This is a genomic window from Faecalicatena sp. (assembly GCF_058819085.1).
Genome location: NZ_JBZUUL010000018.1, coordinates 99,059 through 119,832, shown reverse-complemented (window position 1 = coordinate 119,832; position 20,774 = coordinate 99,059). Strand labels below are relative to the sequence as shown.

Sequence of the window (20,774 nt, the reverse complement as noted above, 5' to 3'; positions counted from 1 at the left end):
TAAATTATGATTGTATTAAAACTTCTGCTGTATTTTGCAGTGTTGATCGGGGTCTTAGTGCTTGCTTATTACACAACAAAGCTGATCGCGGGGACAGCGGGGCAAAGACAGGCATCAGCGAATATCCAGATCCTGGAGAAGGTGATGCTTGGGAAGGACAGTTATCTTCTGATCGCCCGTATCCAGGAGCGGGTGGTCCTTCTGGGGGTAACGCCGGGTGGGATACAGAAGCTGGAGGAGTTGGAGGAGTATATAGAGGGCAGTCAGAAGCAGCCGGAGGATTTTGGCAGGATTTTGGCAAAGCAGATTCAGAAAAATTTCGGCAGTAAGTCAGGCAGAAGCAGAAACAGAGGGGACAGGGCATGAAGGAAAGGCAGTACACACGAAAAGATCTAATCAAATACGGTGCTATTTTTTTACTATCATTTGCAGCCGCAGCAGTCCTGTTTTTTATCTGGGGACGTCAGGCAGAGGCTGCCAATCTGAGTATCAGCCTGGGAAATGGAACAGACGGGAATGGTTCGGATACACTGGACGTTCTTTTGCTGTTCCTTTTTTTAGCTGTTGTGCCTTCTCTTGTTGTGATGATGACCAGCTTTACGAGGATCATCATCGTACTTTCCTTTATGAGAAATGCACTGGGCACCCAGCAGTCACCGCCGAACCAGATCCTTGTGGGACTGGCGCTGGTGCTTACGGTGTTCATCATGAGCCCGGTCATCTCAAAGGTAAATACAAACGCCTATGAGCCCTATAAGGAAGGGACGATGACCAGACAGGAAGCCTTAAAGGAGGCGGAAGTTCCGGTGAAGGAGTTTATGCTAAAGCAGACGGAGAAGAAGAGTCTGGATCTGATCATGTCCATCTCCAAGACAAAGCTGCCGGAGATATCGAAGGAAGCGAAGGGGATCGAGAAATATATGCCTCTGAGCATTACGGTACTTACCCCGGCGTTCGTTCTAAGTGAACTGAACCGGGCGTTTACGATGGGATTTCTGATCTTCATCCCATTTCTGATCATTGACATGGTGGTGGCGAGCACACTGATGTCGATGGGAATGGTTATGCTGCCGCCGACAATGATCGCACTGCCTTTTAAGATCATGCTGTTTGTACTGGTAGGCGGATGGGATCTGGTGATCAAGACATTAGTGCAGGGATTCAAGTGACAGGAGAGATCAGATGAGTACAGGAGAAGTTTTAGAAGTAATGAAAGAGGCGATGTTTGTTGCCTTTGAGCTTGCGGGGCCGCTTTTGATCGTGAGTATCGTGGTGGGACTTATCATTGCCATATTCCAGGCGGCAACACAGATCCATGAGCAGACCCTGACTTTTGTGCCGAAGCTGATCGTGATAGCGATCGTCCTGGTACTTCTCGGCCCTTGGATGTTCAACATTTTTAATGATTTTATCCAGAAGCTGTTTTCGCTTATGGCAGGCCTGTAATGCGGAGGGATAGATGATGGACAGTCTCATGGGTTACTTCGATGTGTTTCTGCTGGTATTTGCCAGAATGGGAGGGATGCTCCTTGCCAACCCGCTTCTCTCCAGGAAAAATGTGCCGATGCGTGTGCGTGTCGGGCTTGTGCTGGCGCTCAGTCTTTTACTCGCACCGAATCTGGATGCTCAGGCTGCTGCCGGCTTTCAAACGGTAGAGATGATGATGGCACTGTTCAAAGAGGCAGCTTTAGGAGTCTGCTTCGGTCTGGTGTTCCAGATTTTTTATTATATGATATTTGTGGCAGGCGATGTTATGGATACTGTCTTTGGGTTGTCCATGGCAAAAGTGTTTGACCCAGTCAGCGGAACACAGGTTTCTGTGATGGGACAGCTGCTTCAGATCGTGTTTGTTCTGTACTTTTTTGCCACGGGAAGCCATCTGGTCATGATCAAAACTTTTGCGTACTCATTTGATGTGATTCCGCCGGGAGCCTATACCCTTCTTTTGGAAGAGATCAGCAGCTTTCTATTAACATTGTTCAATTCGGCATTTCTTCTGATGCTCAAGATGAGTCTTCCGTTTATCATTGCTGAATTTATCGTGGAGGCTGCAATGGGGATTCTGATGAAGCTGATCCCGCAGATCCATGTGTTTGTGATTAATATGCAGTGCAAGATCATCGCAGGACTTCTGCTGGTGCTTTTGTTTGCACAGCCTATAGGGAATTTTATTGATAATTATATAGGTGTGATACTCGATAACATGCAGAAATTATTGACGGTCGCGGTGTAGAAAAAGGAGTTGATCGGTTATGGCAGCGGACGAAAAAACTGAAAAAGCCACTCCCAAGCGGCGCCGGGATGAACGGAAGAAAGGAAATATCTTCCAGAGTCATGATCTGACTTCCGTGCTGTCGCTTTTAGTTATTTTTAATGCCCTTAGGCTGCTGGCTCCTTACATTTATAAACATATCCGGCAGGCAGTACAGCTTTTCTTTTCTCTGGCAGCGACCATGTATCCGGTGACATCCGGAAATATCAAAGATATGCTGGTAAAGGCGGTCATGCTGTTTGGTATGGCGGCACTTCCACTACTGCTTGTCAGTATGGCAGGAGCTGTTATTTTTACTGCATTTCAGACCAAAATGCTGTTTTCGGGAGATGCAATCAAGTTTAAAGGGAGCCGCATCAGTCCCCTGAAAGGATTCAAACGCTTGTTTTCTCTACGTTCCACGATCGAGCTTCTCAAAGCAGTGGTGAAGATCAGTGTACTTGGCGTGGTGATCTATCTAAATATCAAGAGCAGGATCTATGAATATCCCCGCCTGATGGACGGAAGTGTCGTGGGAGCACTGAGCTTTGCAGGAGACAGCCTGGTCTCTCTGGTCAATACGGTGGGGATCATGTTTCTTGTGATGGGAGTGTTTGATTATCTGTATCAGTGGTGGGATTATGAGAAAAATCTGCGAATGAGCAAACAAGAGATCAAGGAAGAATATAAGCAGTCGGAGGGGGATCCGCAGGTCAAAGGGAAGATCAAAGAAAAGCAGCGGCAGATGGCCTCTATGCGTATGATGCAGAAGGTGCCGGAGGCAGATGTTATTATCCGTAACCCGACCCATTATGCCGTTGCGATCAAATATGATTCTGAGAAAAACCATGCGCCCGTTGTCCTGGCAAAAGGCGCCGACCGGGTGGCACTTCGTATCGTGGCGATCGGGGAAGAACACGGGATCTATATCACCGAGGACCGGCCGCTTGCCCGGGGGCTGTTTGAGGCGGTGGAGATCGATATGGAGATTCCTGCCCAGTTTTATCAGGCAGTTGCAGCGATACTGGCAGTGGTTTATAATATGAGAAAGAGGAAGCACACATCCAAATAGGCTGTGTTTGGAGTGTATGAGGAAACCGCCCTCCCAGGGAGGGAAGCAGCGGACAGGAGTTCATATGGTTATTCTGGAAAATGTAGAGAAAAGGTATGCGGATGAGGCGGCGCTTAATGGGATCAGCCTTCATATTAAAAAGGGAGAGTTTGTCTTTTTGACCGGGCAGAGCGGTGCAGGGAAGACGACTCTGATCAATCTGCTGTTAAAGGATCTGGAACCGGACAGAGGGAGGATCGTCGTGAACGGGGTTGACCTGGGAAAGGTGACTCCCCATTATCTATACCGATACCGCCGTATCCTCGGGGTGGTATTCCAGGATTTCCGGCTGATCCCAGAGTGGACGGTTTATGAGAATATTGCCTTTGCACAGCGCGTGCTGGGTGTGACCTCCCATAGTATCTCCAGGCATGTGAAGGAAGTCCTTGCCATGGTAGGGCTGGAGGATAAGGCCAAGAGCCATCCAGACCAGCTGTCCGGCGGTGAGATGCAGCGTGTGGCAATCGCCAGGGCGGTCATTAATAAGCCATACATCCTTCTGGCAGATGAGCCGACCAGGAATTTGGACAGGCTGAACGCGATCGAGATCATCAAGATCATGGAGAGGATCAATCAGACAGGGACAACCGTGGTCGTGGCTACCCACAACCGGGAGATCGTGAATGCACTTGGCAAGAGAGTGGTGACGCTGGAGAATGGAAGGGTGATCAATGACTGTGAGCATGGGAGATATATGTGCCAGGAGGCCGAAGAAGAACATATGGGAATGAATGGCACACTCATAGAATAAGAAGAATGGGAGGCGGCAGGATGACAAGACATATCAGAGATCTGTTTAAAAAGCAGTGGTTCCGTATTCTATGCTATGGCCTGCTGCTTGGGCTTTTATGCCAGGTCTACATCTCTCCATTTACTTATACAAGCTATGTGGTATCACTGGGTACACCTGCTGTGAATACCCTTCTTTTATTTCAGCCGGAATTTCCGGTCCTGCCTCTGATGACAGTGATGTCAGCAACAGCATGTCTGTTGAGGGGGACTGTGGGAGCCGCGGGGGATGCGGGATTTATGTCGATGTTCCTTCCGGCCCTTTTTTATTATGGGATATACAGCATTCTGATGAGCATTTGGTTTTATATTTCAAACCACAGCCAGAAGTTCCGGCTGATGATGGGAATGATCTTCTGCGACTGTGCGGCGAATGCGGTACAGCTTGCTCTGATGGGACATCCGGAGGGAAAGGCTGTCATATATTCCGTGCTGATCGCTGTGATACGCGGGGCCTTTGTCTGGATGGTATACTGGATGTATGAGTGGGAGCATCTCTATCTCAGGAAGAAGGAGCATCAGAGCCATTATGCACAGCTCAATCAGATCGTGACGGATATTTATGCGGAGTCCTTCTATCTGAAAAAATCCATGGAGGATCTAAATGAACTGACAAGGAAGAGCCATCAGCTTTATGAGGATCTGGAAAGCAGAGGGCAGGACGGACAGCCTGCTTTAGATATCGCCAGGGAGGCACATGAAATCCGAAAGGATTATCAGAGGGTTGCGGAGGGATTTGCTGCCCTGATCCATGAGCATGAGGAGAAAAGCATGAAGCTGTCGGCTGTTTTTCGTATCATAGAGGATAACACGAAGCGCCAAATGACACAGCGGGGGAAAAAACTTGCTTTTAAGGTGCGCTGCCAGACGGAGCTGCAGGTCCAGCATTATTATGATCTTTTTACCATTTTAAATAATTTACTTGTCAACAGTATGGATGCCTGTGAGGAGGGAGGGCAGATCTGCCTTTCTGCGGAGCGGCAGGCGGAGCTGCTTGTGCTCACAGTCACAGACAATGGCTGCGGGATCGATCCTGATATGCAGGAGTATATCTGGGGAGCCGGATTTTCCACAAAATATGATAAAGAGACCGGGCAGATGTCAACCGGGATCGGACTCTGTCATGTAGCGAATATCATCCGGCATCTCGGCGGGACAGTGGAAGTAAAGAGCCGTCCGGGGGAAGGCAGTGAGTTTCAGATCAAGCTGCCAATAGCCGCGTTATAGATCAAAGAAAAAGGATCAGGAGGGAAAGATGTGAAACCTTCTATATTTATTGTAGATGATGACAAAAACATACAGAAGATGCTTGAATTTTTTATCAGGAAAGAAGATCTGGGGACGATCGCGGGAATCCAGGATTCAGGGGCAGATGCGGCGGAGGAGATTCTTTTTGTACAGCCGGATATCGTGCTTTTAGATCTGCTGCTGCCCGGAAAGGATGGAATTCATGTTTTGGAGGAGATCACGCAGGGCGGTTTTCAGGGGAAGGTCATCATGATCTCCCAGGTGGACGATGCACAGATGATGGAAAAAGCGTATGAAAGAGGCATTATGTTCTATATTAATAAGCCGTTGAATGCGATCGAGGTTGTCAGTGTCATCTCCAATGTGGCAAAGCTGGTACATCTCCAGAAGTCAATGGATACGATCCAGGGAGCGTTGCTTGGGATCCAGGCAGTTCCGTCCGTGAATCAAAATGTACTTGGAGAACGGTTTCGGAAGATCTGTTCTGATATCGGGATCTGGGGAATGAAGGGGATCGACGAGCTTCGTAAGATCATTTACATGATCCTGGAATATCAGAAAGCGGAAAAGCCCTATCAGATGAAAGATATTTATGAAAAGGTTGCAGGAGAGCTGTACGGTATGGAGCAGCTTGCTTCTAATAAGAAAGCATTGGAGCAGCGGGTGCGCAGGATTATGCTGAAAGCCCTGGATAATATCGCTCAGATGGGAGCTGAGGATTATTATGACCCGGTATTTGCAGATTACGCAAATCTCTTGTTTGATTTTGGACAGGTGAGGGCCAGGATGCGGTACCTCAAGGATCCGGCAGCAGAGCAGGGACGGATCAGTTCGAAGAAGTTTATCGAAGGCTTTCTGCTTCGGATGACAGCATCATAAACAAAAATGTTATCATAAAGCATAGTTTCAAGAATCAGAAAAGAGTCTTACTTTGTAAGATCATATCGAAAACGAGTGACATGCTTCTTCCTTTTTCAACAAAGGGACAGTGTTATAATCCTTGTGGCAGGGAATCAGACAAACCTGACAAGCCCATAAGGAGGAAGAGTATATGTACAAAAAAAAGAGGATCACAGCGGCGGTTGTGACGGCAGTTCTGCTGGCGGTGCTGGGAGGCTGTGCCGGCAAGTTTAATGCAGCCGGATATACGAAGGCACTTTTGGATGTCACGTATAAGAATGAAACAAAGCAGTACATGGAACTGACAGGTTCCACAAAAGAGGCGGCGGACGAAATATTTACAAAGAGTCTGGATATCACGATGGAGGATTATGAAAAATTAAATCTGCCGGATGAACTTCAAAAGAATTACAGGCAGTTGTTCACAGACCTGATGAAAAGTGTCAGGTATACGGTAGCGGAGGCGAAGGAGAAGGACAACGGGAATTTTACCGTGGATGTGTCCGTGGAGCCGATCACTATCTTTGACGATACATACACTCAGTTTCAGGAGCAGGCAAAGGCGTATGCCACACAGGTCAGCAATGATGTGATGAATGGGGCCGAAATGCCGTCAGAGGAGGAAATGCAGAATCAGATCTATGATCTCTACTACCACATCCTCAATGAAGTGGTTGAGCAGGGGCTTTCATATGGTGAGCCGGAGACGGTTACCGTACATGTCAATAAAGGAGAGGGAGACATTTATGAGATTCCGGGGGAGGATATGAAAGCGCTGGATGATAAGATGCTGTCCCGGAAGGTACTCCAATAGAATGACATGAGAAACTGGCCAGTATATAGTTCTGGAAACAGCACGTGTTAAAAAAATATCAAAAGGATAAGATCTTTCTTTATTTCTGTGTGATTAAATGGTATAATCGTCCTAATAGGACAGGTTTTCTTAAAGGGCCTGCCAATCATAATGAGGAGGAAAGACTTATGAACAAAAGAAAAGGAATCGCAGCGGTTTTATTGTTTGTCATGGCGCTGACTTTGTTAGGAGGCTGCGCAAAGAAGTTTGATGCAAGCGGGTACACCAAATCAATCCTGGATCTCTGCTATAAGGGGGAGACAAAGGAGTACATGAAGCTTACCGAGTCCACGAAGGAAGAGGCAGAGGCTGTTTATTCGGAAAATCTGGACTATATGGTAGAGGAATTTTCACAGTGGGATTTATCCGACGATATCTTAAAGAAGTACAGGGACTTTTTTGCAGATCTGAACAAAAATGTGAAGTATACAGTAGGAGAGGCCAAGGAAGATAAAAAGGGTAATTTTACAGTGGAGGTAACTGTAGAGCCGATCCTGAACCTGGCAGAGACTTATACTACTTTTATGGAAAAGATCCAGGAGTATACAGAGCAATTGCAGGCGGATGTGCAGAATGGCGGGGCTATTCCGACAGAGGAAGAGATCTTAAATAAAGAGGTTGAAATGTATTATGACGTTCTTCGGGAATCTTTAGACGCAGGGGTACATTATGGTGAGGCACAGACCATTACGGTACATGTAGAGTTAAACAAGGATAAGGTATATGAGATCCCGGAAGCAGATTTCAGGGCACTGGATGCACTGACATTGTCAACGGATATCGGAGAATAGGCTGAGGATCAATTGGAAACGGGTCAGTTTGAAACGTAAAAAATAGAATATAAATAAAAAGTAACCGGAATTTTCTGAAAGAAAATTCCGGTTACTCTTTGTTATAATAAATAGCAGGGGATGAGAGAATCGAACTCCCACCAAAGGTTTTGGAGACCCCTATCATACCATTTGACCAATCCCCTATAGATGTTTGTGTGACTCAGTTATCAGTCACTTGATTATTATACTCATAGGGGGTCTATTTGTCAATAAGAAATATTCATTTTTTTACATTTTTTTCGAGATTTTAGAAAAATAAGATTCCGTGTTCATAAAAAGCTTATAGATAGGGGCATTTTTCGGAAAGAAGCAACGTTGAATTGTGCAAATTTAACAAATGAGAAGGTACTAAAATGGGTATAATGCCATGTTGAAAGAAAAAACTTTGAAAGAACTTTCAATAGAATTGTCATCTATTGAAATTAAAAACATTGAAGATTATACTGATAACAGATCAAGCAAGGAGGATGAAAGAGATGAATGAACGTGTAGAACAGTTAAAAGGTAAACTGATCGTATCCTGTCAGGCACTTCCTCATGAGCCGCTGCACTCTTCCTTTATTATGGGAAGAATGGCACTGGCTGCAAAGGAAGGCGGTGCATCCGGTATCCGAGCAAACACGAAGGAAGATATTGCAGAGATCAAGTCCCAGGTTGACCTTCCGGTCATTGGTATCGTGAAACGCGACTATGAGGGCAGTAAGGTTTATATTACGCCTACGATGAAGGAGATCGATGAGCTGATGGAAGTAAAACCGGAGATCATCGCTATGGATGCGACGATTGACCGCCGGCCGGGGGATAAGAGCCTGGACGAATTTTTTGCAGAGGTAAAGGCAAAGTGCCCGGATCAGCTTTTTATGGCTGACTGCTCTACTGTGGAGGAGGCAGTTCATGCAGATGAGATCGGCTTTGATTTCATCGGGACAACAATGGTTGGATATACTGATCAGAGCAAAGACTTAAAGATAGAAGAAAACGATTTTGAAATCCTGCGGACGATCGTTTCTAAGGTAAAACATCCGGTGATCGCAGAGGGGAATGTGAATACACCAGAGAAGGCGAGACGTGTGATCGAACTTGGAGCATTTGCGGTAGTGGTCGGCTCCATCATCACAAGGCCGCAGCTTATCACAAAATCTTTCGCAGAAGCATTGGATTAGGTATAAGTCATTGGAAGAGGTAACAATTGTCAGTATATTCATATAAGAAAAGGAGAATGTATCATGAGAAACTTGGAAAAGTACAAAGGCGTTATCCCGGCATTTTACGCATGCTATGACAAAGAAGGAAAAATCAGCCCGGAAGGAGTGCAGGCACTGACACGCTACTTCATCGAAAAAGGAGTAAAGGGTGTTTATGTAAATGGTTCCTCAGGAGAGTGTATTTATCAGAGTGTTGAGGACAAGAAGGTAGTTTTGGAAAATGTAATGAAGGAAGCGAAAGGGAAGCTGACTGTCATCGCCCACGTTGCCTGCAACAACACAGAGGACAGCAGGGAGCTGGCGGCACATGCAGAAAGCCTTGGGGTAGATGCCATCGCCGCGATCCCGCCGATCTATTTCCACCTGCCTGAGTATGCTATCGCACAGTATTGGAATGATATCAGCGATGCAGCTCCTAACACAGACTTTGTCATCTACAATATTCCTCAGCTGGCAGGGGTTGCTCTGACTATGAGCCTGTTTGCAGAGATGAGAAAGAATCCAAGAGTCATCGGTGTGAAGAACTCTTCCATGCCGGTACAGGATATCCAGATGTTCAAGGATGCAGCAGGAGAGGACTATGTGATCTTCAACGGACCGGACGAGCAGTTCATGAGCGGCCGTGTGATCGGTGCAGAGGGCGCCATTGGCGGAACCTATGGTGCAATGCCGGAATTATTCTTGAAGCTGGACGAACACGTAAGAGCAGGCAGAATGGAGGAAGCAAGAGAGCTGCAGTATGCCATCAACTCCATCATCTACAAGATGTGCTCAGGACACGGAAATATGTATGGTGTGATCAAGGCAATCTTAAAGATCAACGAAGGACTGGAGCTCGGCGGAGTACACAGACCGCTGCCGTCCCTGATCGATTCAGATATGCCGATCGTGGAAGAAGCAGCAAAGATGATCCGCGATGCAAAAGCGAAATATCTGTAAGATAGAAAAAGGAATTATGAGAGAAAACGATAGGAGGAAGATGATATGCAAGGCTTCACAGTCATTGACTTAATCATTTTGATTGTATATCTGGCAGCAGTTTTATTTGCCGGACTTCATTTCGCAAAAAAGGAAATGAAGGGAAAAGAGTATTTTAAAGGGGACGGAACGGTGCCGTGGTGGGTGACTTCCGTATCTATTTTCGCAACATTATTGAGTCCGATTTCTTTCCTGTCGCTGGCAGGAAACTCATATGCAGGAACGTGGATCATGTGGTTCGCTCAGTTAGGTATGCTTGTGGCGATCCCGCTGACGATCAAGTTTTTCCTGCCGATCTACAGTAAATTGGACATTGATACGGCGTACCATTATCTGGAGCTTCGTTTCGGAAGCAAGGGACTGCGTGTTCTGGGTGCGGTGATGTTCATTATTTATCAGGTCGGACGTATGTCCATCATTATGTATCTGCCATGTATGGTACTGTCAAATCTGATGGGGATCAACGTCAATATCCTGATCATCATCATGGGTATCATTGCAATTATTTATTCCTACACAGGCGGATTGAAATCCGTACTCTGGACAGACTTCATCCAGGGATCCGTCCTTTTGATCGGTGTTACTTTTGCATTGGTATTCCTCTTGTCACACATCGATGGAGGGCTCGGGGCAGTATTTGCATCCTTTACAGCAGAGCATAAGTTCCTGGCAGTGGATCAGCCGCTCTTTAACCCGAACATTTTCAAAGACAGTGTATTTATCCTGATCGTAGGTGCAGGTCTTAACACAATGGGATCTTATGTATCCAGCCAGGATATTGTACAGCGTTTTACCACAACAACAGATACAAAGAAACTGAATAAGATGATGCTTACAAACGGAGCATTATCCATCTTCATCGCAACGGTATTCTACCTGATCGGTACAGGACTGTATGTATTCTATCAGCAGCATGCACTTCCGCCGGCAGCAGCACAGGATCAGATCTTCGCATCCTACATTGCGTTCGAGCTTCCGGTCGGTATCACAGGACTTCTGCTTGCAGCGATCTATGCCGCATCCCAGTCCACCCTGTCAACAGGCCTGAACTCCGTAGCATCCAGCTGGACACTGGACATCCAGTCCCGTCTGTCCAAGAAGGAATTAAGCTTTGAGAAACAGACAAAGATCGGTCAGTATGTATCCCTGATCGTAGGTATCTTCTCAATCGTAGTTGCCATGGTGCTTGCAAACGGCGGAGTCAAATCTGCATACGAGTGGTTTAACGGATTCATGGGACTCGTACTTGGTATCCTGGTAGGAACATTTATCCTGGGAGCATTTACAAAGATTGCCAATACATTTGGAGCTACCCTGGCATTTATCGCAGCAACCATCGTGATCGTCAGCGTGAAGTATTTCACACCGGCAGGAAGTGTTACGATCTGGTCCTACTCAGTGATCACCATTACGGTATCACTTGTGGTCGGTATCCCGGCCAGTCTGATCTGGAGAAAGATCAAGGGAGATACTTCTGTACCGGCACCGAATACAACGATCTACAAGGACTGATCAGAGGTATAAAACATATATAAGATATCAGCGGGCCGCAGGCTGGAAAAGATTCCGGTCCTGCGGCTTCAAGAAAGGATTGTGGGCTATGATTTTTGGAAATATCCGAAATTTAAGCGAGTATAGTTTTCTGGACAGTCAGATCCAGGAATGCTTTGCTTTTGCAAAAGAACATGATTTACTGTCATTTGAAAAGGGAACACATGAAATAGACGGGGACAGGCTGTTTGTGAATATCGTGGAGTACACTACCACGACACCGGAGGAACGTTTCTGGGAGGCACACAGACAGTACCTGGATATCCACGTCATGCTGGACGGGCCGGAACAGATCGATGTCAACTTCATTGAGAATATGGAACAGAAGGAATTCCAGCCGGAGGGGGATTTCCTGCCTCTGGAGGGAGAGCCGAACAGCCATGTCGTATTGAATGAAGGAGATTTCCTTGTGTGCTATCCGCATGATGCACACCGTACGGCTGTCAAAGTGAAAGAGCCAAAAGCGATAAAAAAAGCGATTTTCAAAGTTCGGATTCAGTAGTACAATAATAGAAAGAGGGTCAGGCACCTGGCTGGGTGTGTTTGGTGATAAGGAGACTTTGATCATCAGATATACTGCCGGAGTCTGGCCTTTTCGACATGAAGGGAGCGGGTGATATGACATTCGAAAATGCAAAGGAGGCTGCAGCAGTGAAAAAATATGTGAGTATTGATATCGGAGGCACTGCGATCAAGTACGGGATCATTACTGGCACAGGGAAGATCTTAAGCCGCAGCGAGATGCGTACAGAGGCCCAGAAGGGCGGGCCGTCTATTCTGGAAAAGGCGGTCGGAATCGTACGGGAATTAAAGAACGGGGAAGAGATCAGCGGGATCTGTATCTCCACGGCGGGGATGGTGGATACTGAAAAAGGAGAGATCTTCTATGCTGCTCCTCTGATTCCCAATTATGCCGGGACAAAGTTTAAGGAGGTCATGGAGGAAACCTTTGGTATCCCCTGTGAGGTGGAGAACGATGTGAACTGTGCAGGTCTGGCAGAGAGTGTGTCAGGTGCGGCAAAGGGAAGTACAAGTACTCTGATGCTGACCATCGGGACCGGGATCGGCGGATGCATCGTGCTGGACGGGAAGGTTTTCCATGGATATAGCAACAGCGCGTGCGAGGTAGGCTATATGCATATGTTTGACAGTGATTTTCAGACCCTTGGTGCTGCCAGTATTCTGACAAAGAAGGTGGCGGAGAGAAAAGGAGAGCCGGTGCATTTCTGGAATGGCTATCACATTTTTGAAGAGGCAAAGGCCGGCAATGAGATCTGTATTCAGGCGATCGATGAGATGGTCGATATTCTCGGCAGGGGAATCGCGAATATCTGCTATGTATTAAACCCGCAGACGGTTGTATTAGGCGGCGGGATCATGGCCCAGGAGGCCTATCTGAAGGAGAGGATCGAGGCGGCAGCAGCCAAATATCTCGTGCCCAGTATTGCGTCTCATACTACGATCAAGTTTGCCCGGCATAGAAATGATGCAGGAATGTTGGGAGCATTCTACCATTTTGTGGAAAAGCGTGGTAATATAGAAAAGTAAAAAGACAAAGCTGTGGTATGTCAAATTGAGAGGGGACAGCCTTGTTGCGGCCGGGATTATAAGTTCTAAGATAGGATTGGTGGGTTATGGAGTATTACATGAAGTCCGTAGTACCGATTATTGAGTCGAATTATGATAACTTTACAACGGTAGAGAAAAGTATCGCAGATTTCTTTATCCAGAACAGGAGAAAAATGGATTTCTCGGCAAAAGCAGTTGCAGAACAGCTTTTTGTTTCAGAGGCCTCTCTGTCCCGTTTTGCAAAGAAATGCGGATACCGTGGGTATCGCGAGTTCGTTTATCAGTATGAGGAGACATTTGTGGAGAAACCGGAATCGATCACGGGGAATACGAGGATGGTGCTCAATGTATACCAGGAGCTGCTGAACAAGACCTACAGTCTGGTGGATGAGGCGCAGATCGCAAGGATCAGCCGTTACTTAAACCAGGCTTCCAGGGTATTTGTGTGCGGCATGGGAAGTTCGGGCCTGGCGGCAAGGGAGATGAAGCTGAGGTTCATGAGGATCGGTGTGGATATCGATTCCATACAGGACAGTGACCTGATGCGGATGCAGGCAGTTTTTCAGAACCAGGCGTGTCTTGTGTTCGGGGTCAGCATCAGCGGTGAAAGGGAGGAAGTGCTTTATCTCTTGAGGGAAGCGCATAAACGGAAGGCAAGGACAGTAATGGTGACTGCAAAGAACAGGGAGGTTTTAGAGGAATTCTGCGATGAAGTACTGCTTCTCCCTTCTTTGAAGCACTTAAACCACGGGAATGTGATCTCACCGCAGTTCCCGGTGCTGGTGATGCTTGATATTATTTATTCCTATTTTCTCGAACAGAATAAATATGAGAAGGAGACGCTCCACGATAATACGCTGCGGGCGCTCAGGGAGAGGGAAAAAAGCGAATTTGGGGACAAATTTTAAATATCCCTGTCAGATGATGCACTTTGGGGAAGGGGCATTACCTGACAGGGATATTTTTTATTCGATCCTTATGATATGCAGCGTGTTTCCTTCTACATAGAATTTCACGTTCATTCCCGCATATTTCATGCCATAGATCCGTGCCGGGTCCTCCTGATAGGATGGGCGGGGATCCTGGGCGAGCACCTTAAGAAGGGCGTCCTGGTGTTGGGCAGGGATCTGTTTTCGGATGTCCGGCGGACAGTCTATGTTTAGCTGGTAATCCTTGCGGGTGCTGCCAAAACCGCCGCGCGCATCGGGATGGCTGTCCACATAAGGCAGATAAGGCTTGATATCAAAAATAGGAGTGTCATTGAGCAGGTCGGCACCGGATACATGGAGAATGGTGCCGTATTCCTCTGTGGGTTCCAGCCTATCCAGCCTTACACAGGAGAGCCCCAGCGGGTTTGGCCTGAACGGAGAGCGGGTGGCAAACACCCCCATCCGCTGATTGCCGCCGAGGCGGGGCGGACGGACCGTGGGAGACCAGTCCTTACGGACGGCCTTGGAAAATCCCCAGATGAGCCAGAGATGTGAGTAGCCTTCCAGTCCTTTCAGGGCATCCGGGCTGCGGTAATCTGGCTCGAAGATGATCCTCGCTTTTAACTCCTCGATCAGTCCACTCTGGCGGGGAATCCCGAATTTTTCAGGAAAATCGCTTTGGATGCGGGCAATGGTATTGATGGTATATAAGGAATCCATGATCTATACCCCTTCTTTCTTTTTTTCATTCGGCACGAACTCGATATCGGGCAGGAGCTCAAAGTAAAAATCGGAATATTTCTTTGCGAGTGCCTGGATACAGAAATTCTGTACGATCTTAAACCGGCTGATGGAGACTTCATCCCTGTCAAATGTGATATAGACGCTGATCCACAGCTTGCGTCCGGTGCGGACGATGTCATAGTACAGCTTTTCATAACCGTAGGCTTCCAGGATCGGCTCCACGGTCTCCTTGATCTCCTCCACAGTCTCTTCCTCCGGCGGCAGCAGGAAGAGATCCCTCAGCCCGGAGATCACCGCCCTGATCGGAGTCGGGATCATGAAAATGGACAGGACAACAGTGATGAGCTGATCCAGATAAGGGATGATGCCTTTCAAAGGCCCGAAAGGAATCACAACGGGCAGGAAAAAGGCAACGGCCATACCAAGGGACGCCACACTGTCGATCTGCCACCCGTTCATCTCCATCTCTACCAGATGGGAGTTCATTACTTTATTTTTTCTGCGCAGGTAAATGGACACTGCGACACCGAGGATACAGGCAGCCAGTTCAAACCAGGCGATCGTTCCGAAGGAGACTGTGCGCCCGCCGTGGAGCATGATATCGATGTTATTAAAGATCAATCCGATGGTAACGGCGGCCATTGTTACTCCCTTGACCACAACGAACATGGATTCGATCTGCATATAGCCAAAGGGATGTTTCTCATTGGATGGCTGATAGAGCAGAGGGATCAGAAATATGGACGGCAGGAGCATGAAAAACTCGACGCCGTCATATACTGCATCCAGCAGCACGGCCTGGGAGCTGGTGTACACGGCCATGACAAGCTCCAGGATAACGAACACAATGTTTCCGTAAAGTGAAACAGTCATGGCAGATTTTTCTTTTTTCTGAGCTTTTGCACCGACGTGCATAAAATAGACCTCCTAAATGATTCGTTTGTTCTAAAAGTCTATTTTACGATATTTCCAGTGAATTGACAAGCCGAGGTATGGAGCCTGCTTTTCCTTTTGTTTTGCAGGGAAAGTGTGTATAATAGAAGAAACTGGTAAAAACAGACAGTACGAAAAACAGCGATCCAAAGGATCACATGAAGGAGTGAATGATATGAAACAGGTTACGTTGGGAACAACGGGGATCACGGTACCCCAGAATGGGTTTGGAGCACTTCCGATCCAGCGGGTGGATCTGGAGCAGGCAGTCAAGATATTGAGAAGGGCTTATGAGGGCGGTATGACTTTCTTTGACACCGCGAGAGCGTACAGTGACAGCGAGGAAAAGCTGGGACATGCTTTTGAGGAGATCCGCGAGAAGATATACATAGCAAGCAAGACAATGGCCCGTTCACCAGAAGAGTTTAAAAGTCAGCTTGAGACCTCTTTGAAGCTGTTGAAAACAGACTATATCGATATCTATCAATTCCATTGTGTAGATGTGTGTTACCGGCCGGGAGATGGGACGGGAATGTATGAGTGTATGCTGGAAGCGAAAGAGCAGGGGAAGATCAGGCACATCGGTGTGACGGCGCATAAGCTGGAGGTGGCAAAGGAATGTGTGGAATCCGGGCTGTATGAGACGCTGCAGTATCCCTTAAGTTATCTGTCGGCGGAGAAAGAAGTGAATCTGGTCAAGATGTGCCGGGAGAAAAATATGGGATTTATCGCTATGAAGGGACTGGCAGGAGGATTGATCAACCATTCGAAAGCGGCATTTGCCTATATGTCACAGTTTGATAATGTGGTGCCGATATGGGGCGTGCAGAGAATGGAGGAGCTTGAGGAATGGCTGGCTTATATGACAGATGCACCGCAGCTGGACGATGAGATCCTTACGTTTATCGAGAAGGAGAAAAAGGAGCTGAACGGAGATTTCTGCCGCGGATGTGGGTATTGTATGCCATGTCCGGCGGGGATTCAGATCAACAACTGTGCAAGGATGTCACTGATGGTTAGGCGGGCCCCGTCTGCAGGCTGGCTGGGAGAAGAGTGGCAGGAGAATATGAAGAAGATCGAGGACTGCATAAACTGTGGACAGTGCAGGAAGAAGTGTCCTTATGAACTGAACACACCGGAACTTTTGAGAAAGAATTACGAAGATTATAAAAGGATCTTAGCGGGTGAGGTTACGGTATAGTGCTGCAGCCATTTTTTCTATCCTGGCTATTAATTGTTATTTTTCGGCCAGGTCAGCGGAACAGCAGTAATTTTCTACTTTTGATACGAAGATCAGCCAGGTCCTTTACCGTGTGAAAAGAGAAAAGAAGGGGACTTTAGGGTTTTGGTTTGATTCCATCGAAATCCTATAGTATAATTTAAGGAAAACAAATGAATCGAGGTTTATCATGGAAAATAATTATCAGATCCAGGTCAGGAAGATGCAGAAGCTTGACCAAACATATGTAGCTTTCAGTCAGGGAACCAGAATGCCCTTCATTACATGCGATGAGGAGTCTTTTAACGATCAGATCTGGGTATTCACTACGGAAGATAAGGCAAAAGAGTTCGGAGAAAAACGAAGAGATGAGATGAAAGATATCCTGATGGTGGTGCGTCTGGAGAATAAACAGCTCCTCGGGTTCTATAGCGGGCTTTATCTGCTGGGAGTCAATGAGATCGTGTTTGTGGAGGAAGAGCAGACCACGAAGATCTTATTGGAGCAGCTGGTCAAGGCACCGGATCATTCGAAGCTTCCGAAGGAAAAACAGCCTCTTATGAATCCCCAGATGCAGTTGACCGGGTTGTATTTTATGCAGGAGCTGCTTAGGGCAGTGCCTAATAATGAGAAGCCGAAGCTGCCCGAGCTGGAGGAGGAGATGGTGGTGAACCTGATCCGTTCCAAGTTCTTCATGCCGATCGAGGTCGAAGGAGAGACCATACGGCCGGATGGATCTAATATTAAGATCCCGTGTGTGAAGAATAAGGAAGATAAGATGTTCCAGCCGATCTTTACAGATTACAGCGAATTCCAGAAGTTCAACAAGGAAGGGAAGTTTAAGGCGAACATCATAGAGTTTGTGAATATCGAGAAGGTACTGGGAAAGAGTGTTGAGGGAGTTGTTGTGAATCCTCAGGGAATGAATACGGTGATCGCAAAAAGTATGATCCCGAATCTTTTGAACCGCTTTGCAAAAGGATAGAGAATAACTTACTGATAAAGTCTGCGGAGGAAAACATGGAGATTAGAATGGCATTAATGGAGGACTTAGATGCGGTCACGCTTGTTGAGTCCCAATGCTTTCCGGAAGCGGAGGCTGCTAAAAGGGAAGACTTTGCACACAGACTGTCTGTGTACCCGGATCATTACTGGCTGCTTGTTGACGGCAGCGAGATCATCGGGTTTGTGAACGGGATGGTGACGAATGAAAAAGACCTGCGTGACGAGATGTATGAGAATGCCGGCCTTCATGATGAAAAGGGAAAATGGCAGATGATATTTGGACTGGATGTGATCCCGCCTTATCGAAGACAGGGCTGTGCAGGGATGCTTTTAAAGCAGATGATCGAGGATGCTAAGGCTCATCACAGGTCCGGAGTGGTACTCACCTGCAAGGAACAGCTGGTGCATTATTATGCAAGGTTCGGGTTTGTGGATGAGGGTGTCTCGGATTCCTCTCATGGAGGTGTCGTCTGGCATCAGATGCGGCTGGTATTGTGATAAAGTACTTTTTCCGTATGCAGGGATCTATGTTTACTGTGGATCGAAATATCGAACAAATTCAAAGTTATTTGAACGTTTTCCACTATCATCCGGGATCAGAAAAGGTATATGATGGATGCAGAGAAGGTTTGAAGGATGACAGGAGGAAGTAAGAATGTTAGTAACTTTGAAGGAAATATTAAACTTATGTGAGGCAAGGGGTTGCGCAGCAGGCTCTTTTAATACTCCGAATCTGGAGTCCATCATGGCTGTCATTGGTGCGGCGGAGGAGCTGAACGTTCCGGTGATCATCCAGCATGCGCAGGCGCACGAGTCCATCATGCCTCTGGATACGATCGGACCGATCATGCTGGAACTGGCAAAGCGCGCCAGGGTGCCGGTGGCTGTACATATGGATCACGGTGAGACGGTGGAATACGTGTACCGCGCTCTGGAGATGGGCTTTACTTCCGTGATGTATGATGGATCTACCCTTTCCTTTGAAGAAAATGCGGCGAACACGCAGCTGGTCGTTTCTATGGCGAAGCGGACGGGGGCATCCGTGGAGGCCGAGATCGGATGTATGGGAAGGAGAGAGACAGGAGCAGGAACTGCCCAGGCGGAGAAAGACCCGGAGAAGATCTATACGGATCCGGACCAGGCAAAGAAGTTTGTGGAGATGACAGGGATCGATGCACTGGCCTGCTCTTTTGGGACAACCCATGGAGTCTATATCAGTGAACCGAAGCTGGATTTTAGCGTGGTGGAGAATGTCAGGAAAAAGGCACATATCCCGGTTGTTATGCACGGCGGTTCCGGCGTGAGCAGAGAAGATTTCAGGACAGCTATCTCAAAGGGCGTGCGGAAGGTGAATTATTATACCTACATGGCGATCGCAGGCGGCGAGACTGTGGCAGATCAGTTTCGGATGGGCTGTATTCCGGTCGAGAAGAATGGGAAGAAGTATAAGTACTGCTACTCCTTAGTGGAGAGTGGTAAGGATACCCCGATCATGTATCATGATATTGTGCAGTGGGGAACACAGGCAATGAAAGAAAACTGCAAAAAAGCAATGGAAATATTTTCAATGAAATAAAAAAGTGTACAGGAGAGCGTTCCGAAATGGGTTGCTCTCCTGTTTTTTCGTTATGACCTTTATAAACGGTGACATCTTTTTAGCGATGGCTTCTTTTTAGCAATGGATTTTTCAAAGAAGCAGCTCTTTTAGCAGTGGCTTACAGGAAGTCTTTCCGGCTGGACTGACGATACTGTTTTGGTGACATACCGGCCAGGCGTTTGAAGATCGTAATAAAGTAATTATAGTCATTAAAGCCGCATGCGGATGCGATCTCGCTGATATTCATCTCCGGGTGGGTGGCAAGAAGCGATTTGGCATTCTCGATGCGGAGGGTTCGGATATGGGCGGCGATCCCTGTCCCGTAGTTCTGGTCTGCGATCTCGTAAAGGGAGGTCTTTCCAATCTTGAAATGCTCGCAGATGGACCTCACGTCGATGTCCTCGGTGTAATGCTCCATGATATATTCGTCGATCAGCACGGGCAGCTCTTTTTGACCCAGGATCGCCATCCGTTCCAGGCAGAGGTAGGATGCAACAGCCTGCAGGATGTGGGAGGCAGATTCGATATAGTTTTCTGAGATCACGGGACGTTCCCAGCAGGCTTCTTTTAATTCGCCCATATCAACATGATAGCCTTTGCACAATTCTTTGATGATCTTCCAGCCCTCCTCGTGGGAGGAATAGGAAAAGACATGTCCAAACAATAAGTATCCGATCACGAGATTGCCCATGTAAAGCGGAGCGATGCTCTCTGTCAGACCCGCATGGCAGCGGTAGGTGTAGGAGGTATGCTGCCTGGATGCAGTCTCGCAGGCAATGGCATCACAGCGGCGGCACTCCTTTCCTGCATTTTCATCTGTACGCAGAAGCTGGCAGAAGGGAGCGATCTGCTCCGGGTAGGAGGCGAGCTCGCGGAAGGTCTCATCAAATACGGTGATCCGGATCTGTGTGATCGTAAAAAAGTCTTTCAAAAGTGAATTCAGCTTGGTCAGATTAAAGGTTGAAATCATGGGTCTCCTCCTTTTTAATGAATCATAATCACTGTGGGGCGCACCGCACGGGGGATTTTGGTATCATCATATCATAGCGGCGAACAAAT

At 47.3% G+C, this 20,774-nt stretch carries 23 protein-coding genes and 1 tRNA gene; 20 read left to right on the top strand and 4 right to left on the bottom strand.

What is annotated here, in order from left to right:
- Positions 1-6: 6 nt before the first annotated feature.
- From AC4OGX_RS08790 to AC4OGX_RS08745, 10 genes are all read left to right on the top strand, one after another.
- The gene (locus AC4OGX_RS08790) at positions 7-366 is read left to right on the top strand and encodes a FliO/MopB family protein (protein ID WP_493329858.1); all 360 of its coding nucleotides are present in this window, start codon (positions 7-9) and stop codon (positions 364-366) included.
- Positions 363-1,169 carry a flagellar type III secretion system pore protein FliP gene (fliP, locus tag AC4OGX_RS08785; RefSeq protein ID WP_493329857.1) on the top strand — a complete coding sequence of 269 codons (807 nt, stop codon included), beginning with the start codon at positions 363-365 and terminating at the stop codon, positions 1,167-1,169. Before AC4OGX_RS08790 ends, fliP begins: the two co-directional genes overlap by 4 nt.
- Before the next feature lie 13 nt (positions 1,170-1,182).
- Positions 1,183-1,446 carry a flagellar biosynthesis protein FliQ gene (fliQ, locus tag AC4OGX_RS08780; protein WP_493329856.1) on the top strand — a complete coding sequence of 88 codons (264 nt, stop codon included), beginning with the start codon at positions 1,183-1,185 and terminating at the stop codon, positions 1,444-1,446.
- A gap of 13 nt (positions 1,447-1,459) precedes the next feature.
- On the top strand, positions 1,460-2,233 hold the full coding sequence (locus AC4OGX_RS08775; RefSeq protein WP_493329855.1) for a flagellar biosynthetic protein FliR: 774 nt from the start codon (positions 1,460-1,462) through the stop codon (positions 2,231-2,233).
- 19 nt (positions 2,234-2,252) lie between these two features.
- Positions 2,253-3,323: a flagellar biosynthesis protein FlhB gene (gene flhB / locus AC4OGX_RS08770; RefSeq protein WP_493329853.1), complete on the top strand. Its 1,071-nt coding sequence runs from the start codon at positions 2,253-2,255 to the stop codon at positions 3,321-3,323.
- 16 nt (positions 3,324-3,339) lie between these two features.
- Positions 3,340-4,113 (top strand): cell division ATP-binding protein FtsE, encoded by a 774-nt coding sequence (locus tag AC4OGX_RS08765; RefSeq protein WP_493329965.1) that lies wholly within the window; start codon positions 3,340-3,342, stop codon positions 4,111-4,113.
- 20 nt (positions 4,114-4,133) lie between these two features.
- Complete coding sequence (locus tag AC4OGX_RS08760) at positions 4,134-5,378, top strand: sensor histidine kinase (protein ID WP_493329851.1); 1,245 nt, start codon at positions 4,134-4,136, stop codon at positions 5,376-5,378.
- Between the two features lie 30 nt (positions 5,379-5,408).
- On the top strand, positions 5,409-6,278 hold the full coding sequence (locus tag AC4OGX_RS08755; protein WP_493329850.1) for a DNA-binding domain-containing protein: 870 nt from the start codon (positions 5,409-5,411) through the stop codon (positions 6,276-6,278).
- Between the two features lie 172 nt (positions 6,279-6,450).
- Positions 6,451-7,113, top strand: a complete 663-nt coding sequence (locus AC4OGX_RS08750; protein ID WP_493329848.1) for a hypothetical protein — start codon at positions 6,451-6,453, stop codon at positions 7,111-7,113.
- A 167-nt stretch (positions 7,114-7,280) separates the two neighbouring features.
- The gene (locus tag AC4OGX_RS08745; RefSeq protein ID WP_493329847.1) at positions 7,281-7,943 is read left to right on the top strand and encodes a hypothetical protein; all 663 of its coding nucleotides are present in this window, start codon (positions 7,281-7,283) and stop codon (positions 7,941-7,943) included.
- A gap of 114 nt (positions 7,944-8,057) precedes the next feature.
- Here the strand turns inward: AC4OGX_RS08745 and AC4OGX_RS08740 are convergent.
- Positions 8,058-8,128 (bottom strand) — tRNA-Trp (locus AC4OGX_RS08740).
- Between the two features lie 333 nt (positions 8,129-8,461).
- On the opposite strand from AC4OGX_RS08740, the gene AC4OGX_RS08735 reads away from it, so the two are divergent.
- From AC4OGX_RS08735 to AC4OGX_RS08710, 6 genes are all read left to right on the top strand, one after another.
- Complete coding sequence (locus tag AC4OGX_RS08735; protein ID WP_493329845.1) at positions 8,462-9,148, top strand: N-acetylmannosamine-6-phosphate 2-epimerase; 687 nt, start codon at positions 8,462-8,464, stop codon at positions 9,146-9,148.
- A 63-nt stretch (positions 9,149-9,211) separates the two neighbouring features.
- Positions 9,212-10,129, top strand: a complete 918-nt coding sequence (locus AC4OGX_RS08730) for a dihydrodipicolinate synthase family protein (RefSeq protein ID WP_493329844.1) — start codon at positions 9,212-9,214, stop codon at positions 10,127-10,129.
- 45 nt (positions 10,130-10,174) lie between these two features.
- A complete protein-coding gene (locus AC4OGX_RS08725; RefSeq protein ID WP_493329843.1) occupies positions 10,175-11,680 on the top strand; it encodes a sodium:solute symporter family protein in 1,506 nt (501 codons plus the stop codon).
- Positions 11,681-11,768: 88 nt separating this feature from the next.
- Complete coding sequence (locus tag AC4OGX_RS08720) at positions 11,769-12,221, top strand: NanQ anomerase/TabA/YiaL family protein (RefSeq protein ID WP_493329842.1); 453 nt, start codon at positions 11,769-11,771, stop codon at positions 12,219-12,221.
- A gap of 149 nt (positions 12,222-12,370) precedes the next feature.
- Positions 12,371-13,267, top strand: coding sequence for an ROK family protein (locus AC4OGX_RS08715; RefSeq protein ID WP_493329963.1), 897 nt, complete (start codon positions 12,371-12,373; stop codon positions 13,265-13,267).
- An 86-nt stretch (positions 13,268-13,353) separates the two neighbouring features.
- Complete coding sequence (locus AC4OGX_RS08710) at positions 13,354-14,196, top strand: MurR/RpiR family transcriptional regulator (protein ID WP_493329841.1); 843 nt, start codon at positions 13,354-13,356, stop codon at positions 14,194-14,196.
- Positions 14,197-14,253: 57 nt separating this feature from the next.
- Here the strand turns inward: AC4OGX_RS08710 and tsaA are convergent, their stop codons facing one another.
- Entirely contained in the window at positions 14,254-14,937 is a 684-nt protein-coding gene (gene tsaA, locus AC4OGX_RS08705) for a tRNA (N6-threonylcarbamoyladenosine(37)-N6)-methyltransferase TrmO (RefSeq protein WP_493329840.1), read from the bottom strand.
- 3 nt (positions 14,938-14,940) lie between these two features.
- Positions 14,941-15,876, bottom strand: a complete 936-nt coding sequence (locus AC4OGX_RS08700) for a cation diffusion facilitator family transporter (protein ID WP_493329838.1) — start codon at positions 15,874-15,876, stop codon at positions 14,941-14,943.
- Between the two features lie 193 nt (positions 15,877-16,069).
- Here AC4OGX_RS08700 and AC4OGX_RS08695 point away from each other — a divergent pair, with 193 nt between their 5' ends.
- From AC4OGX_RS08695 to AC4OGX_RS08680, 4 genes are all read left to right on the top strand, one after another.
- Positions 16,070-17,095, top strand: coding sequence for an aldo/keto reductase (locus AC4OGX_RS08695; protein ID WP_493329837.1), 1,026 nt, complete (start codon positions 16,070-16,072; stop codon positions 17,093-17,095).
- A 208-nt stretch (positions 17,096-17,303) separates the two neighbouring features.
- Entirely contained in the window at positions 17,304-18,098 is a 795-nt protein-coding gene (locus AC4OGX_RS08690; protein ID WP_493329836.1) for an SseB family protein, read from the top strand.
- Positions 18,099-18,133: 35 nt separating this feature from the next.
- Positions 18,134-18,616, top strand: coding sequence for a GNAT family N-acetyltransferase (locus AC4OGX_RS08685; RefSeq protein ID WP_493329835.1), 483 nt, complete (start codon positions 18,134-18,136; stop codon positions 18,614-18,616).
- Positions 18,617-18,773: 157 nt separating this feature from the next.
- Positions 18,774-19,694, top strand: a complete 921-nt coding sequence (locus tag AC4OGX_RS08680) for a class II fructose-bisphosphate aldolase (protein WP_493329834.1) — start codon at positions 18,774-18,776, stop codon at positions 19,692-19,694.
- Positions 19,695-19,833: 139 nt separating this feature from the next.
- Here AC4OGX_RS08680 and AC4OGX_RS08675 read toward each other — a convergent pair whose 3' ends face one another.
- A complete protein-coding gene (locus tag AC4OGX_RS08675) occupies positions 19,834-20,685 on the bottom strand; it encodes a PocR ligand-binding domain-containing protein (protein ID WP_493329833.1) in 852 nt (283 codons plus the stop codon).
- Positions 20,686-20,774: the final 89 nt, after the last annotated feature.